At 69.6% G+C, this 16,697-nt stretch carries 14 protein-coding genes; 5 read left to right on the top strand and 9 right to left on the bottom strand.

The window, feature by feature from the left end; translation table 11 throughout:
* Positions 1-51: 51 nt before the first annotated feature.
* Positions 52-1,524: an MFS transporter gene (locus tag G4D86_RS27060; RefSeq protein WP_163996930.1), complete on the bottom strand. Its 1,473-nt coding sequence runs from the start codon at positions 1,522-1,524 to the stop codon at positions 52-54.
* A 101-nt stretch (positions 1,525-1,625) separates the two neighbouring features.
* On the bottom strand, positions 1,626-2,345 hold the full coding sequence (locus G4D86_RS27055) for an NUDIX hydrolase (protein ID WP_163996929.1): 720 nt from the start codon (positions 2,343-2,345) through the stop codon (positions 1,626-1,628).
* 144 nt (positions 2,346-2,489) lie between these two features.
* Between G4D86_RS27055 and G4D86_RS27050 the strand changes: the two genes are divergently transcribed.
* From G4D86_RS27050 to G4D86_RS27040, 3 genes are all read left to right on the top strand, one after another.
* The gene (locus tag G4D86_RS27050; RefSeq protein WP_163997041.1) at positions 2,490-4,874 is read left to right on the top strand and encodes a bifunctional metallophosphatase/5'-nucleotidase; all 2,385 of its coding nucleotides are present in this window, start codon (positions 2,490-2,492) and stop codon (positions 4,872-4,874) included.
* Complete coding sequence (locus G4D86_RS27045) at positions 4,874-6,868, top strand: single stranded DNA-binding domain-containing protein (protein ID WP_163996928.1); 1,995 nt, start codon at positions 4,874-4,876, stop codon at positions 6,866-6,868. The genes G4D86_RS27050 and G4D86_RS27045 overlap by 1 nt, the downstream gene beginning before the upstream one ends.
* Positions 6,869-6,950: 82 nt before the next feature.
* Positions 6,951-8,486, top strand: coding sequence for a hypothetical protein (locus G4D86_RS27040; protein ID WP_163996927.1), 1,536 nt, complete (start codon positions 6,951-6,953; stop codon positions 8,484-8,486).
* A 91-nt stretch (positions 8,487-8,577) separates the two neighbouring features.
* Here G4D86_RS27040 and G4D86_RS27035 read toward each other — a convergent pair whose 3' ends face one another.
* The 6 genes from G4D86_RS27035 to G4D86_RS27010 form a co-directional block, all read right to left on the bottom strand.
* Positions 8,578-10,416: a GspE/PulE family protein gene (locus G4D86_RS27035; RefSeq protein WP_163996926.1), complete on the bottom strand. Its 1,839-nt coding sequence runs from the start codon at positions 10,414-10,416 to the stop codon at positions 8,578-8,580.
* A gap of 72 nt (positions 10,417-10,488) precedes the next feature.
* Positions 10,489-11,220, bottom strand: coding sequence for a uroporphyrinogen-III synthase (locus tag G4D86_RS27030; protein ID WP_240360504.1), 732 nt, complete (start codon positions 11,218-11,220; stop codon positions 10,489-10,491).
* 42 nt (positions 11,221-11,262) lie between these two features.
* Positions 11,263-12,207: a hydroxymethylbilane synthase gene (gene hemC / locus G4D86_RS27025; RefSeq protein WP_163996924.1), complete on the bottom strand. Its 945-nt coding sequence runs from the start codon at positions 12,205-12,207 to the stop codon at positions 11,263-11,265.
* Positions 12,204-13,529, bottom strand: coding sequence for a glutamyl-tRNA reductase (gene hemA, locus G4D86_RS27020; RefSeq protein WP_163996923.1), 1,326 nt, complete (start codon positions 13,527-13,529; stop codon positions 12,204-12,206). Before hemA ends, hemC begins: the two co-directional genes overlap by 4 nt.
* Positions 13,530-13,531: 2 nt before the next feature.
* The gene (locus tag G4D86_RS27015; protein ID WP_163996922.1) at positions 13,532-14,353 is read right to left on the bottom strand and encodes a cytochrome C assembly family protein; all 822 of its coding nucleotides are present in this window, start codon (positions 14,351-14,353) and stop codon (positions 13,532-13,534) included.
* Positions 14,354-14,422: 69 nt separating this feature from the next.
* A complete protein-coding gene (locus G4D86_RS27010; protein WP_163996921.1) occupies positions 14,423-14,881 on the bottom strand; it encodes a hypothetical protein in 459 nt (152 codons plus the stop codon).
* Between the two features lie 103 nt (positions 14,882-14,984).
* On the opposite strand from G4D86_RS27010, the gene trxA reads away from it, so the two are divergent.
* A complete protein-coding gene (gene trxA, locus G4D86_RS27005) occupies positions 14,985-15,314 on the top strand; it encodes a thioredoxin (RefSeq protein WP_163996920.1) in 330 nt (109 codons plus the stop codon).
* A 61-nt stretch (positions 15,315-15,375) separates the two neighbouring features.
* Here the strand turns inward: trxA and G4D86_RS27000 are convergent, their stop codons facing one another.
* Positions 15,376-16,080 carry a polyphosphate kinase 2 family protein gene (locus G4D86_RS27000; protein WP_163996919.1) on the bottom strand — a complete coding sequence of 235 codons (705 nt, stop codon included), beginning with the start codon at positions 16,078-16,080 and terminating at the stop codon, positions 15,376-15,378.
* Between the two features lie 177 nt (positions 16,081-16,257).
* Between G4D86_RS27000 and G4D86_RS26995 the strand changes: the two genes are divergently transcribed.
* The gene (locus G4D86_RS26995; RefSeq protein WP_163996918.1) at positions 16,258-16,593 is read left to right on the top strand and encodes a hypothetical protein; all 336 of its coding nucleotides are present in this window, start codon (positions 16,258-16,260) and stop codon (positions 16,591-16,593) included.
* The last annotated feature ends 104 nt before the right edge of the window (positions 16,594-16,697 follow it).

Genomic DNA, 16,697 nt, shown 5'->3' with positions numbered 1-16,697 from the left:
TGTCACGCGGGAGTGACCCGGGCGTGACACGTCCGTTGAAGCACGAACGAGTTACCCTCCGGTGCCGGTCCGCGAGGCCGGGGCGGCGTCGGAAGGCGACGGAATGGGCGCCGCGGTGGGCAGCGAGGCCCCCTTCGGCTGGGGCTTGGCGTTCCACACCCGGCTGGCCAGCACCAGTCCCAGGAACGACAGCGGGAGCATGGCCAGCGGCCAGTTGCCCCAGTTGCCCGGAGTCTTCGCCAGGTCGCCCGCGGGGAGGATGGAGCCCAGCAGAATCGACTGGAGGGCGGTGCCCGCGTACACGGCGCCGTCGATGATGCCCACGGCGAGGCCCGCGTTCTTCTTGCCGCCGAAGTCCATGCTGGCCGTGCCGGACAGCATGCCGTGCACGCCGATGACGCACAGGGACATGAAGATGACCGTCCACCCCAGGGCCACGCTGTCCAGGAGGAACAGGGTGGCCACCGCGCCCAGGGACATGCCCGCGTAGAGCACCGCGGAGACGGGGCCGCGGCGCGAGTCGAAGACGCGGTCGCTGATGACGCCGGCGAACATGCCGCCGGTGATGCCGGCCACGCACAGCAGCATGCCCCAGTTGGCCGCCACGAAGGCCTCACCGATGCCGGTGGCCTTCGCGAACTTGGGGTACCACTGCATGATGGCGTTGCGCATGAAGCCGCTGCAGAACTCGATGCAGAGGATGACGATGATGGTGGGGTTGCTCATCATCCGCTTGAAGACGGGCCACACGCCCAGCGGAGCGCCGGTGTCCCCGGAGGACGCGTCCGCGGTGTCGAAGTCCGGATGACCCGTCTGGCCGGGCGTGTCACGGATGACGAAGAAGTCCAGCACCAGGAAGGCCGCGAGGATGGCGGCGGGCACGAAGAACACCCAGTACACCGGCGCCGCCTGCACGACGAGCCGGCTCCAGTCGTAGGCGAAGTAGACGCCCAGCGAGATGAGGATGCCGAAGACGCCGCCCAGCTGGCCGCGCTCGCGCACGTGGAACCAGGACGCGTTCACCTTGACGATGGAGACCGCGCCGAAGCTCTGGAAGTACATGTTGACGGCGTAGAGGAACGACAGCGTCGCGACGAGGCCGCCGGGCGGCTGCCAGTCCTGCGTCACCACCGCGTACACCACCGCGCCCATGGCGACGTTGGCCACCGAAGAGCCGGCCGCCGACATCAGGATGGTCTTCCGTCCCCCGAGCCGGTCCGTCAGCGGGCCGTTGAGGAGGAAGGCGAAGCCGTAGACCAGCGTGCCCCAGAAGAAGATGGTGCCGAAGTCCGCGTTGGTGGTGCGGCTGCCCAGCGCGCTGGTGGCCACGTTGACGTTGTAGCGCCCCATGTAGAGGAACGCGTACGTCATCCCCAGCGGGAACCAGTTGTAGAAGCGGCGGCGCCGGAACGCGTCCGTGTGCCCCAGCTCCACCTTGGGCAGGCGCGCCAGGACGAGGGCGATGGCCCCCAGCAGGATGAGGATGGGCAGCAGCTGGGCCAGCCAGGGGGGCAGCGACGACATGCAGCGACCTCGGCAGTGGGTGACTCGACGCCGCGCACCCTACCCCGGTCCGCGGCCCGGAGGAACCCGGCGCCGCGTTTCGTCGCCGCACGCCCCGCGTCTCAGGCCTGGCGGGCAAGCAGCCGCGTCAGCGCCACCTCCGTCTTCGCATCCGGGATGTCACCGCGCCGGCACGCCTCCAGCACCTCCGTGAGCGGCCGCCAGTGCAGCTGCGTGCCCTCCTCCAGCGGCGTGCCGTCCCCCTCCGGATCCACCGGCTCCAGGCCCGTCACGTCCACGGCCGCGGGGAACACCTTCTCCGAGAGGATGCCCGGCGCGAGGAAGAAGGCGCCGCCCAGCAGGTGGATGTCCTCGGGCTTCACCGCGTAGCCCGCCTCCTCGCGCACCTCCTCCGCCGCGCGCCGCCTCAGGCCCTCCTCGCCCTTGTCCTCCGGCTCCAACAGCCCCGCGACGATCTCCTCCACGCGCAGGTACCCCGCCGCCGGGTCCGGCACCGTCATGGCCCCCCGGTTGTCCTTCCGGAAGTACGCCGCGGGCCGCAGGTTCATCCGCGTCAGCACTTCGATGGAACCGGGCGACCCGGCGGCCCCGGAGGCCTCGGGAGCACCCGACGCGCCGCGTCGGAAGACGAGCACCGCGACGGCGTCCAGCCGGGGCCGGTCCACCACGTCCACCCGGTACACGGAAGACGACGAGCCGTCCGCGCGCCGGTTGCGGCAGCGCAGCCGCCGCACTCGCAAGAAGCCCTCGTCGCAGCGCGCCGTGGACGAGAAATCCTCGATGATCTCGATGTCAGTCACACTGGAATGACCGGGCTTCATGTCTGCCTGCTCTCCTGGGGAGTAGGACCGCGATGGTGATGGAGAAGGAATGTGATGCCTGCGTTGCTTGCCGGACAGAGCATGATCCCGTACGGTGCGCCGGCTTTAGCGTTGTCCTCCCCCTGAAACACGGAATCTCTCTTGATGCGTCGCGTCCTGCTCGGCCTCTCCTGTGCCCTGGCTACGGCTTCGTGTATGCCGGTGGTGGAAGGCCAGGATTACAACCTCGCGGGGCAGGAGGTGCGTCTCACTCTCCTGCATACCTCCGACATCCACTCGCGCCTCATCCCCTATGACTTCGCCCCGCTGAAGACGGACCAGGACCTGGGACTCATCCCGGAGGCCGGTCCCTTCGGTGGCGCGACGCGCATGGCGGCGCTCCTCAAGCGCGAGCGGGAGAAGGGCGACCGGGTCATCCACCTGGACTCGGGTGACTGCTTCCAGGGCGCGCCCATCTTCAACATCAACACCGGCGAGGTGGAATTCAAGTTCCTCTCGCAGACCCGCCTGGACGCGGCGGTGGTGGGCAACCACGAGTTCGACGCGGGCGCGCTCAACTTCGTCCAGCGCGCGCGGGACAACGCGACCTTCCCGCTGCTGGCCGCCAACTACATGTGGAACGACTGGCGCGCGGTGGGCAGCAACCAGGCGGGGCTCGAGACCGAGCCGTACACCATCCGCAACGTCAAGGGCGTGCGGGTCGGTGTCATCGGCATGGCCAACATCTCCTCGCTCAACTCCATCGTCGAGGGTGGCAACAGCCTGCAGGTCACCCCGCTGGAGCAGAACGAGGTGGTGCGCGCCTACGTGGAGCTGCTGCGCCCGGTGACGGACCTCGTCGTCATCGTCAGCCACCTGGGCCTCACCGAGGACCAGGACGTCATCCAGGGCTACGAGGCCTATTACGAGTACGGCCGCGCGAAGTCCTTCATCCAGCGCGCCAAGAGCCCGTGGCAGGTGCTGGAGTGGTTCGGCCCCGAGGGTGACGAGAAGTCGGTGGTGCGCGTGCTCATCCCCGGCGTGTCCGGCGTGGACGTGGTGCTGGGCGGCCACCTGCACGTGGTGCTCAACCCGCCGCAGCTGCTCGTGGACCCCAGCGGCCGCAAGGTGGTGCTCGCGCACTCGGGCGCCTTCTCCAAGTACGTGGGCCGGCTGGAGCTGGTGGTGAAGATGCCGGAGGTCGCCGGCCAGGGTGAGGGCGCCGAGGTGCTCAGCCAGGACTACCGCGTCTTCCCGCTGGACGCGCTCTGGTGCAACGACGCCATGCGCCGCTACCGGTACGACTCGAGCATCTTCTGGACGGAGGGTCAGTTCATCCAGAACCCGGACGTGCGCGCCGCGATCCAGGCGTGCCGCAACCAGGAGGACCGGGACACGACGCAGCTGCTCCAGCCCTACATCCTGGGCATGGACTTCAAGCTGCAGCTGACCAACATCTTCTCCTACGCCCCGCGCGACGTGCAGCGCCGCAACAACTCCTCGGGCGGTGACTCGCCGCTGGGCAACGTGGCCGCGGACTCCATGCGCAAGCGCCGCCGCGTCGAGGCGGAGATGGCGCTCACCAACTCGCTGGGCATCCGCGACAACCTCTATGCCGGCGTGGTGACGCAGGAGTCGATGTTCAACGTGTTCCCCTTCGAGAACACCATCAACATCATGTACCTCTCCGGCAACGAGATGCAGGAGATGTTCAACTTCGTGGCCGAGCGCTCCGCCGAGCGCGGCTGCGTCAGCCAGGCACAGATTTCCGGCGCGCGCTTCACCATGGACTGCGCCCAGGTGCAGCTGAACGACCTGCGCATCCCCTGCGAGACGGCGAAGAACGCCACGGACTGCCCCACGGAGAACCGCACGGGTCATGCCGCCTGGCAGTGCCTCGAGGATGAGTCTTCCGCCGCCGGAGAGGGCCGGTGCTACGCCAACCCGGGCACGGACATCCAGATCAACAGCAAGGCGCTGGACCCCAACGGCACGTACAAGATCGCCGTCAACGACTACATCGCCAAGGGCGGCTCGGGCTTCAACGTGCTCAAGCGCAACACCACGCGCATCGAAACGGGCATCTCCCTGCGCGACTCGCTCATCGGCTACATGCAGGGCTTCTGCACCTGCGAGGACATCCTCGACGGCAAGCCGACGTCCAAGTCGGGCGCCCGCTGCGGCACCCTCATCAACGGCCAGTGGACGGTGGCCGAGCAGGTGCTCGGCTTCTGCCGCGCGGCGAAGGACTTCAAGACCGCGCTGGACCGCACGGTGGGCAGCTGCAAGTGCCAGGACCTGCTCTCCTTCCCCGCGGACGCGGCCACGCGCTGCGGCGTGGCGGACCTGACGCCGGACACCATCCAGGCGCAGTGCCAGGTACCGGCGGGCCCCTACACGGGCCGCTGCAGCTGCCGCGACGTGCTGGCGGGCGGCAACCCCATCTGCGGCACCGTGACGCCGGAGCTGCGCTCCTTCTGTGAGAACCCCACGTCCATGTCCGTCGCGGACGCGGTGGAAGACGGCCGGATCGGCCGGAGGGTGAAGTGATGAAGAGACTCATGCTCCTGTCGGCCTTCGCCCTGGCCGGCTGCTACACCGAGGACGCCGTGCAGCCCCAGGGCGTCGGCACCTTCGATGTGCAGGTCAAGGGCCTCTACGTCGCCAACACCACGCCTCGCGCGGCGCTGACGGTGGTGAACGAGTGCGCCACCCGCTACGGCTCTCAGGCGCAGGTGCCCGCGGAGGTCCGTGGCACCGCGGACTGCCGCTACATCATCCCGCGCAGCGCGGTGGACATCGACCTGGACATCACCGCCATCGACGTGAAGGGCCAGCCGCTGGAGTCCTTCAACGGCCCGGTGTCCTTCCGCGTCGTCCCGGGCAACCTCACCGGCGCGTACACCTACCGCTGGGCGAACCTCACCAACGGCAAGGGCACCGGCACCGTGCGCGCCTCGCAGCTGTACGGCGAGCTGCACGTGTGGGTGGAGGACGAGCCGCCCGAGGTGGACTACGCCGAGGGCGAGGTGGCCGCGGGTGATCTGCCGCAGGAGCCGGCGACGCGCAGCTACGCCACGGGCCTGTCCAAGTCGCTCCTGTTCGAGGAGCCCACCCTGTCCACGGTGCAGACGCCCCAGAACGGCGACCAGCTCACCGCGTACAACGGCACGTACATGCGCATCGGCCGCGCCCCCGAGTCCGGGGCCGTGCTGCGCCAGAACTGCCCCGAGGTGGGTGACCCGAACAACGGCCAGCCGGTGACGCTGCTGGTGACGGGCCTGGACCCGGGCGGCTTCTTCGTGACGGACCTGACGGCCTGCCGCGTGAAGGAAGGCACCATCCAGGGCGCCAACACCCAGACGGCCGAGCCGAGCGGCTACTTCCCGGGCCGCTTCAACTCGCTCTACATCTACAACTACTCCTTCCCCGAGGGGTTGGACCCGGGCGACCTGCTCTGGACGGTCGCCGGCTCGGTGCAGGAGTTCACCGCCACCACGCAGCTCACCTTCCCGTCGTGGACGGTGCGCGAGCGCGTCCGCCTGCTGCCGCAGAGCGAGTGGAACAAGTACCTGAACCTGGCCCCGCCGGTGGAGATCAACGGCCGGCTGTGCGGCTACAGCGCCTCGCTGTACATCACCGACCCGCTGTGCGGTTACAGCTACGGCAACTACAAGATGGAGGGCCTGGAGTCCTCGCTGGTGAAGATCCGCCGCGTGCGCTTCCCCGAGGTCATCCACAGCTGCGACGCCAACGGCAACGGCACGGTGCCCTTCTTCTGCCCGGACACGCGCGCGGGCACCTGGGGCTCCTGCGGTGGCACGGACAACCCGGCGGATCCGGACCTGCCGGAGCGCCAGTGCAACATCAACTGCACCCTGGGCATGGGCCCGTTCGCCGGGAAGATCTGCAGCGAGAAGAACACGTACGACACCTTCGGCCAGTTCGTGGTGGAGATGAATCCCTCCGGTGCGCCCGAGGCGGGCCTGGACGGCTCCGTGCCGGGACGCATCGAGCGCGTCACCGCGCAGGTGGACGGCAATCCGGACACCACCACGTGGGCCAGCACCAAGGAGCTCACCCCGGGCCGCAAGGTCCACATCTGGTGTGACAAGGCCGCGCTCCTGCGCTTCGGCGGCGGCATCCTGCCCGACACCCAGAATACGCCGCTGGCGGCGCGCACCCTGCTCACGCAGACGCTGTCGGACACCCAGTTCGTCATGTGGGCCAGCGCGCAGGACGAGTCCACCGGCGCCGTGACGTGCCAGGTGGGCACGAACGCGAACACCCGCATCAACCTGGTGACGAAGGACGCGGTTCCGGACCTCGTGGTGAACTGCCGCGAGGACGACCCGGACGCGAACCGCGCGCAGCAGTGCCGCTTCCTGCACGCGGCCACCTTCGACATCGTCGGTCACCTGCGACAGGTGAGCGCCGCGCGGCCGCGGTGGATGGTGCTGCCGCGAGACCAGGACGACCTCTGCTGCTACCCGGGCCCGGACATGCAGTGCCCGAAGCCCATCAAGCCTTGCGCCAATCCGTAGTCGTTTGACGAAGTTCGCGCCCTGGTGAAAGCCGGGCGCGGGGAGGAGCGGCTCCCCCCGGGCCGCTTCGTGGAGAGGGACATTGAAAACGCTGCAGACGCTGGCCCTGACCGGGCTGCTATCCCTGAGTGTGCCCGCCTGGGCCGGTGATTTCGTTGACACGCGCCTGTCGTTCGTCTTCGCGGACGACAACGTGCTGGCGGGCTCGGGTGAAACGACGCCCAACAGCCCGAATGCACGCTTTGGCGCGGGCAACCAGAACACCCAGTTCTACGACAACTTCAACACCAAGTTCTCCGGCTTCGAGTCGCTGTCGAACGTGGTGCTCTACAAGCGCGCGCCAGCGTTCTTCGAGGGGCTCACCACGGAGGCGGCGCTGACGCTGCTGGTGCTGGAGCGCCCTGCGGGTGGCGTCGACATCCGCGACAACTCCAGCTACATCCGGCTCAACTACCAGCCGCCGGGCTGGAGCGAGAAGGAGGGCATCTCCCTCGTCGGCTTCCCGGTGTCCGCGGACCGCTTCCGCCTGGGCTACGCCTACCGCATCTCCTGGGGCGGCAGCGGCGTGTTCACCACCCGCTCCACGGCCAACGGCGTGCCGGGCGCCAAGCTCCAGATTACGCGCGACAACTGGTACGCGTACGTCGGCGGCAAGACGGCGCTCGTGCAGAACGAGCTCATCCTCGAGGAGGAGACGCTCTACGGCGCGCTCGCCGGCGCGGGTTGGGACATCCTGGACACGCTGCGCGTCGAGGCCGGCGTGGGCTACTTCCAGAAGGGCCTCGTGCCCGGTCTCGCGACGCTGGGTGTGGAGGCGCCGGTGAATGCCGCGGGCGTGTCCGGCCAGGTCGTCTACCACGTGGGCGTGCCGGTGGGCACGAGCGTGGACTTCCGGCTCTACAAGAACGACCCGGACATCTACCAGCGCTTCTTCGCGCCGGAGGCGTACCCGGGCGGCCTGTCCTACTCCGTGTCGCTCGAGGGCAGCTACCTCTCGCAGACGCTGGAGAAGCCGGACGAGTTCGGCGCCACGCAGCCCCAGGGCGCCACCGCGCTGGCGCTCCAGGGGCGCGCGAAGCTCGACTTCCTGCGCGTCAGTGTGCTGGGCCTGTACCGCAGCCTCTCGTACATCCAGTTCGACGTGCCGGGCTTCCCCCCGTTCCAGGACTTCCCCGAGGGCACGAAGCTGAACCCGGAGATCTTCCTGGCGGTGGGCGCGGACTACCACTTCCCCGCGCTGCACTTCACGCCGGGCTTCATCGTCGGCGTGCAGCAGCCGGCCTCGTTCCGCAGCCCCACCCCGCTGCTGGGCGGCAACAACCCGCCGGAGAACCTCATCAGCACGCGCACCGTGGTGGTGCGTGACGTGAATCAGCTGAGCATCCTCCCCGAGACGTGCGGCCAGTCGAACTCCGTCTGCAAGGCGGAGCCCATCTACTCGGCCAAGGCCACCTTCCGCTGGGACCTCTCCGACTCGGTCGCCGCGGTGGGAGAGCTCTACTACACGTACGACAACAACCGGACCACGTTCCGGGACGACATCACCGGCGTGGCCCAGCCCACGTTCGAGGACCCGCACGCGCTGGGCTTCAACACCCTGCTGCAGGCGCGCTTCTAGCCTCGGCCGGAAGTCGTCGTGAAACACCACGGCCCGACTCCCTCTCGCGGGGAGCCGGGCCGTGTCATGTCCGGAGCTCGCGGGCGCTGACTCAGACGGACGTCATCCGCACCACCTCGTCGAAGGCGGTGAGGCCCTGGGCCAGCTTGCGCACGGCGGCCTCGCGCAGGGTGCGCATGCCGGAGCGGCGGGCCGCCTCCACCAGCTTGTCGTAGGGCGCCTCGCGGGAGACGAGGTCTCTCAGCTCACCGCCGCAGGTGACGATTTCGAAGACGCCGGTGCGGCCCACGAAGCCGGTGCCCCGGCAGCGCACGCAGCCGGCGCCCTTGAGCAGCCGCACCCCTCCGGGCAGCAGCGGCAGCGGCGCCTGGAGCGCCAGCAATTCGTCCGGGGTGAGCGTCGACTCCTCCGCGCAGTGGCTGCACACCCGCCGCAAGAGGCGCTGGGCCATGACGCCCAGCAGGCTCTGCGCGAGGAGGAAGGAGGGCACGCCCAGATCGCGCATGCGCGCCACCGCGCCCAGCGCGTCGTTGGTGTGCAGCGTGGAGAGCACGAGGTGTCCGGTGAGCGCGGCTTGAATCGCGTTCTCCGCCGTCTCCGGGTCTCGAATCTCGCCCACCATGATGACGTCCGGGTCCTGGCGCAGGATGTGGCGCAGCGCTCCGGCGAAGTCGAGCCCCGCCTTGGGCTGCACCTGCACCTGGTTGAAGGCGTCCCACACCATTTCGATGGGGTCTTCAATCGTGACGACGTTGACGTCCGAGCCGGCCAGCGCCTTGAGCGCGGAGTAGAGCGTCGTCGTCTTGCCGCTGCCCGTGGGGCCGGTGACGAGGATGAGGCCGTGGGGCCTGTCAATCCACGACTCGAAGGCGCCCTTCTCGTCCTGCTCGAAGCCCAGCTGGGCGATGTCCTGCACCAGCGTCTCCGGGTCGAAGATGCGGATGACCACCTTCTCGCCGAAGGCGGTGGGCAGCGTGGAGACGCGAAGCTCCACCTCGCGGCCGTCGCGCTCCGTCTTGATGCGGCCGTCCTGCGGCTTGCGCTTCTCGGAGATGTCGATGCGCGCCAGCATCTTCACGCGCGAGACGATGGGCGCGTGCACCTGCGACGGCAGCGTGTACACGGGGTGCAGCACACCGTCGATGCGCAGCCGCACCAGGCTGGTGGCTCGCTTCGGCTCCAGGTGGATGTCCGAGGCGCGGTTGTCGAAGGCGTAGCGCAGGAGGTAGTCCACCGCCTGCACCACGGGCTTGTCGGATGCCTCCAGCTCCTGCGTGCCGCTGAGCGACACGAGCTGCTCGAAGTTGGAGACCTGCGCGCCCACGGTGGCGCCGAAGTCGTCGGCGGCGCGCGCCAGCGTCTTGTTGAAGCCGTAGATGTGGGCAATGGACTTGAGGATGTCCGACTTGGCGCACAGCACCGGCTCCACCGGCATCCCGGTGAGGCGCTGGAGGTTCTCGAAGAGCTCGCGGTCGAACGGGTTGGCCACGGCCACCATCAGCCGGCCCTGCTCGGTGCGCTCCAGCGGCAGCAGCACGTGCTTCTGCGCATAGGGCCGGGACACGGTGCGCGTGGCCATGGCCATGTCCAGCTTCAGCGGGTCAATCTTCCGGTAGGTGATGCCCGCGGCGCGCGCGGCGACCTCGGTGACACGGTCCTCGTCCATCACGCCGCGGCCGTTGGCCAGCGGCACCTGGAAGATGGCCACCACCTCCACCGGCGACACGTCGTAGCGCGCGGCCTCCTTGCCGTTGCCTCCCTGCGCCTTGAGGACGCGGGCGCGCGCGGCGGGCTCGCGGGCGAGCACCTCCTGTGCCTGCTGGGGCGACAGCAGCCCCTGGGCCACCAGCGCCTCCAGCACGAAGAGCGTGGTGAAGTCATCGCGTCCCCTCGAGGGGATGCCGCTCGCGCCACTCGGTGCCTGTGCCAAGCCCGTCTCCTTCTTCACCCGCGGCAGTACATCACCCCTCCGGACCGGAGTGCGCGCCGCGGGGAGAGCAGCCTAGCCGCGAACCGCACGGACGGCGGCATCCACCAGCGCCTCCATCGTGGGGCGCTCCGCGACGGCGGCCGGGGGCACGCCCAGGCGCTCCAGGGCGGCGGCCGTGGTGGGGCCAATCGCCACCACGCGCGCGGCGCCCAGCTTGTCGCGGCCCACCTCCTCCAGAAAGACCTCCGCTGTGCGCGGCGAGGCAAAGAGCGCCACGTCCAGCGGCGCCTCCTCCAGTAGCGTCAGGGCCTCGGGCGGCAGCGGCGCAGGCGTGGAGCGGTAGGCCGTCACGCGGGTGACGAGCACGCCCATCTCCCGCAGTCCGTCCTCCAGCTCGCGCCGGCCCTCCTCGGCGGCGGGCAGCAACACCTCGTCGCCTGGCTGGAGCCCTTCCTTGATGGCCTGGAAGAGCGCCTCGCCGGTGCCCTCCTCCGGCTCGGCCGCCACGTCCAGGCCGAAGCCCTCCGCGGTGCGGGCGGTGCGGGGGCCCACGGCGGCCACCTTCACGCGGCGCAGCCGGTCCATCGTGCCGGCCTCACGCAGCGCCTCCATCAGCGCCGCCACCGAGGACGGGCTGGCGAACACCACCCAGCGGTAGCGCTGAATCTGCTCCGCCGCGGACGCCAGCGGGCGCGGGTCCTCCGGCGGCCGCAGCTCCAGCAGGGGCACGCTGAGCACCTCAGCGCCCTCGTCCTCGAGGAGGAAGCACAGCTCCTCGGCCCGCTCACGCGGGCGCGTCACCAACACTCGGATGCCTTCCAGTCGCCGTTCCACGCGCGCGTCAGTCTAGGACTCCCGGGCCTCCGCGCGGCGAGCGAAATCACGCAGGATGTCCGCCGCCCCACGCGAGAGCAGGTCGTCCGCCAGGGACTCGCCCAGCTCCCCGGCGCGCTCCACCGGGCCGCGCACCTCGCCGCGCACCACGTGGGTGCCGTCCGGCCGGCCCACCAGCCCGCGCAGGTGCACGCTGCCGCCGGACACGGTGGCATGCCCGGCCAGCGGCACGGTGCAGCCACCCTCCAGCTTCGCCAGCAGCGCCCGCTCGGCCGTCACCGCGATGCGCGTGGTGGCGTCCTCCAGCGGTGAGAGCAGCTCACGCACGCGCGCGTCATCCGTGCGGCACTGAATGGCGAGCACGCCCTGCCCCACCGCGGGCAGGCTCACCTCGGTGGGCAGCACCTGGGTGACGACGCCCTCCAGGCCCAGCCGCTTCAGCCCCGCGTACGCAAGCACCGCGCCGGAAAGCCCCAGCTCCTTCGTCTTCGCCAGGCGCGTCTGCACGTTGCCGCGCAGGCTGACGATGTCCAGATCCGGCCGCCCCGAGCGCAGGATGCAGCTGCGGCGCAGCGACGACGTGCCCACGCGCGCGCCCTGGGGCAGCGTGTCCAGCGTCAGCCCGCCCAGGCCACAGAAGGCGTCGCGCGGGTCCTCGCGCACCGGCACCGCGGCGAGCATTAGCCCGTCGGGCAGCACGGACGTCATGTCCTTCAAGCTGTGCACGGCCAGGTCCGCGCGGCCATCGAGCAGGGCCTGCTCGATTTCCTTCACGAACAGCCCCTTGCCGCCGACGGCGGACAGCGGCGCGCCCAGGAAGCGGTCGCCCTCGGTGGTCATCTCCACCAGGGACACCTCGAGCCCGGGGTGACGCACCTTCAGCAGTGCGCCCACGTGGCGGGCCTGCCAGAGCGCCAGCGGACTCTGACGGGTGGCGATTCTCACGGTCTTCATCACTTGGCCCCCGTGGCGGCGGCCTGGGCGGTGGGGAGCGAGGCGGGAGCGGCCGCGTCGGCGGGCTCCTCTCCCTCCAGCAGTCCGAACAGCTCGGCGGCGGCGCCGGCCAGCCGGTTGCCCTCGCCCTCCGGGCCCACGGCGCGCAGGCGCGAGGTGGGCTCATGCAGCAGCTTGTTGACGATGGCGCGCCCCATGGCCTCGATGCTCTTGCGTTGCTTGTCGTTGAGACCGTCGCCGAGCGCACTCAGCGTGCGCTCCACCTCGGCGCGGCCAATGGCCTCCGCGCGCTGGCGCAGGCGGGCCAGCACCGGCGTGCCCTCGCGCAGGGCGCGCTCCTTGACGAAACGGGCCACCTCCTGTGCCACCAACACGCCCGCCTTCTGCGCCTCCTCGGCGCGCGCCGCGGCGTTGTCCGCGACGAACTTCTGGATGTCGTCCACGTCGTACGCGTGCACCCAGTCCAGCTGGCCCACGGCCGGGTCGATGTCGCGCGGCACCGCCAGGTCCACCATGAACAGCGGCCGGCCCCTGCGCGCCCTGCCCACCGCGCCGACGTTCTCCTTCGTGAAGATGGGCACCGGCGACGCCGTGCTGCACACCACCACGTCCGCGGCGGCGAGCAGCGCGAACAGCTCCTCGAAGGGCCGCGCCGTGCCGCCCACCTCCACCGCCAGCGCTTCCGCGCGGGCCAGGGTGCGGTTGGTGATGAACAGCTTCGTGGCGCCCGCCCCCTTCAGATGGCGCGCGGCCAGTTCGCCCATCTCCCCCGCCCCCACCACCAGCACCGTCTTGCCGCCCAGGCCGTCGAACACCTTGCTCGCCAGCTGCACCGCCGCGGCCGCCATGGACGTGGACGCGCGGCCGATGGCCGTCTCCGTGCGCACGCGCTTGGCGCAACTGAAGGCCGCCGCGCACGCGCGCGTCAGCTCGCCCCGCACCGCGCCCGCGCCCTGGCCGCGCTCGAAGGCGTCCTTCACCTGGCCGAGAATCTGGGCCTCGCCCAGCACCATGGAGTCCAGGCTGCCGGCGACGCGGAACAGGTGCACCAGCGCGTTCTCCCCGCGGTGCTCGTACAAGTGATCCAGCGCCTCCGGGCCGCCCAGCGACTGCAGCTCCGCCACCACGCGCTGGCGCGCGAGCGCTGCGTCCGGCGCGGAGAGGTACACCTCCACGCGGTTGCAGGTGGACACCCAGAGGGCCTCCACGGGCGCATGGGCCAGCCGTTGGACGACCTCCAGCTGCCGGGACTCGGACAGGGCCAGCCGCTCACGAACCGCCAGGGGCGCCGTCCGGTGGGACAGGCCGATGCAGATGAGCTCCATACTCAGGGCAACCTCATGGCCGCGGCCGTCGGCGCCGCCAGGTCATAGGAGGACAGGAAGGACACCAGCACCAGGCAGAAGCCAGCCATGGTGAGCAGCGCCACCCGGCGCCCGCGCCACCCCGCGAAGATGCGCGCATTCACCAGCGCCGCGAAGACGCCCCACGCCACCACCGTCGCAATCGACTTGCCGTCCCAATGCCAGCCCAGCTCCGGCGTGGAGGTGACGAAGAAGGCCCCGGTAGCCAGCGTCACCGACAGCGCGATGAAGCCCCACACCACGAGCCGCCGGTTGAGGGTGTCCAGGAACTCCAGCGAGGGCAGGCGCGAGAAGAGCAGCCCGAAGCGCTTCGCCTTCACCTGCCGCTCCATGAGGATGTACATGACGCCCACGCCCGCGGCGACGGCGAACGCCGCCAGCCCCAGCAGCGCGAGGGTGATGTGCAGCGGCAAGAGCGGCTGGCGGACTCCCGGCGGCAGCGGCGACTGGCCGCCATGTAACAACAGGCCCGGTATCAACACCGTCACCGCGAGCGGCGTGAGGAACGCGCCGATGACGGGCCGCTTGTAGCGCACGTCCAGCGCCAGGAAGATGGCGAGCAGCAGGAAGGCGAGCGCGGAGAAGCCCTGGGCCAGTCCCACCGGCCGGCCCTCCTGGACGCCGAGCAGCTCGAAGAGGGCCACGCCGTGCAGCGCCAGCCCGCCGCCCACCAGCACGCGACCGATGGTGGCCAGCACCTCTTTCTGGCGCACCAGGTAGGCGAGGTAGACCACGGCGGCGATGCCGTAGGCGTGGCAGGCGAGTGAGACGAGCGTATGGCTCATGGGCACAGGCTCTTAACCACCGAAGCCGGACGATTCAGCCCGGCTTCTCGTGTCGGAAGATGGGCCGAATCAGCCCATCTTGTTGAGGATGAAGGCGGCCAGCAGGTCCGCCTCGGAGTCGGGCTTCTTCGCTCCTCCTTCCGGACGGGGCGCCGAGGCGACCTCCGTGACATACCCCGGGACGACCTCGTAGGCGTTGTCCCCCACCAGCACCGAGTCGGCCATCTGCTCGGCCCCCAGGCGGGCGAGCTGCTCCTCGGTCTTCACCCTGGCCACCAGCCCCTGGCTGTCCTCGCCCGACACGAGCTGGACGAAGTGCACCGCGGGGGTGACGGGGAAGGACACACCTCCCTCCGCCATCACCACCAGCTTGCCCTCGCGCAGGTCTGCTTTGTCCGCCAGTGCCCACTCCTCGAGCTGGGCCTGGGGCAGGAAGAGCTTCGTCACGCCCGCCAGCTTACACCACCCTCCCCTGGCGCGGGGGGCCGTTCGGGGAATCCGGTTGAAACGCCCCCGTTCCATCCGCATCTGTCCGGCCAGATGGGCTGATGCCCCGCCCGTTCTTGCAGGGCCACCGGACGCGTACTAGACGACGCGCCGAATGGCCGGAAGTGGGCCCGAAGGAGACATCATGGCTGGCGACAATGTGACGAACGTCGGGGACGGTGACTTCACGCAACAGGTGCTGGAATCCCAGCAGCCCGTGCTGGTGGACTTCTGGGCCACATGGTGCGCGCCGTGCCGGGCCATTGCCCCGGCCATCGACTCCCTGGCCACGCAGTACAAGGACCAGGTGAAGTTCACCAAGCTCAACATCGACGAGAACCAGGACACCCCGCAGCAGTACGGCATCCGCTCCATCCCCACGCTCCTCATCTTCAAGGGCGGCAAGGTGGTGGAGCAGATCGTCGGCGCGGTGCCCAAGGCCCGCATCGAGGATGCGCTCAAGAAGGCGCTGTAGTCGTCGTCCGGAGCCAGTGCGCGCGGGAGGGCCCCTGCCCGCCCGCGTGCCGCCCCACTCCTCAAGCCTCCAGCAATTCCACGCAGCGGCGCAGCACCTCCAGCCGCGCGTAGCGCTTGTCGTTGCCGGGCACCACGTGCCACGGCGCGTCCGGCCGGTGGGTGTGGTCCAGCATGTCCTGGATGGCGCCCTCGTACTTCTTCCACTTCGAGCGGTTGCGCCAGTCGTCCGGGCCCAGCTTGTAGCGCTTGCTCGGGTCCTTCTCCCGCGCGCGGAAGCGCTGGAGCTGCGTCTGCTTGTCGATGTGGACGAAGAACTTCGCCATGAGCACACCGTCGTCGGTGAGCATGCGCTCGAAGGCATTGATTTCAGCGTAGGCGCGCCGCCACTCGGCCGGCCGGGCGAAGCCTTCCACCCGCTCCACCAGCACCCGGCCGTACCAGCTCCGGTCGAACACGCAGACCTCGCCCGCGCCCGGCGTCCTCGCCCAGAAGCGCCACAGGTAGTGGTGCCGCTTCTCCTCCTCCGACGGCGCGCCGATGGGCCACACCTTGTAGCCGCGCGGGTCCATCAGCGACGTCAGCCGGCGGATGACGCCGCCCTTGCCCGAGGCGTCCCAGCCCTCGAAGACGAGCACCGCCCGCCGCTTCGCCAGGTACGTCTGGATCTGCAGCTCGAACGCGCGCTCCTGGAGCACTTTTAGCGCTTTCTCATACGACTCGTCGTCCTCCACCGAGACGCCCAGGTCCACCGCGCCCAGTGACACCGTCCCCCGAGGACTTACGGGAAATACGTATCCGTGTTCAGTCTTGTCATCAATTTTCTGAAAACGTTTACGAGTCACGACAGACCCTCCAAGGTTGTATTGACAGCGATGACTTCAACCGCCAAATAGGCACATAGCAGTGTTTGTCTTCACCAACTGTTTTCACTTGGAGTATTCATGGCACGTCCTCGCAAAGAATTGTCCACCGTCCCCCTGACGCCAGCCATGGTGGGCTGGGCGGAGGCCCTGGGAGACGCCATCGGACGGGGAATGCTGCGTGCGCTGAACACGGGCATGCCGTCACTGGGTGGCAATGGCGCAAGTCACAACACGATGACGGCGAGCCGCCGCCGCGGCCGTCCGCCCAAGGTGCTGGCGGGCGGAAACATGGTGTCGGCGGACCGCCGCTGCATCGTGGATGGATGTACGCGTGAGCAGCGCTCGAAGGGGCTGTGCTCGGCGCACTACCAGGCGGAGCGTCGCAAGCAGCTGTCGGGCGGCAAGCAGGCCTGATTCATGACGCTCGCGGTTCACGCCCACGGCCCTGGGCGAGCCGCATGTGTCACGCCCCCGGCGCTCCCCACACCCCTCGCGTGCGCCAGGGTATTCCAGACGGC

The organism is Pyxidicoccus caerfyrddinensis (assembly GCF_010894405.1).
Taxonomy (GTDB): Bacteria; Myxococcota; Myxococcia; order Myxococcales; family Myxococcaceae; genus Myxococcus; species Myxococcus caerfyrddinensis.
Note: the sequence above shows the minus strand (reverse complement) of the source record. Positions and strands in the feature narration are given on the sequence as shown.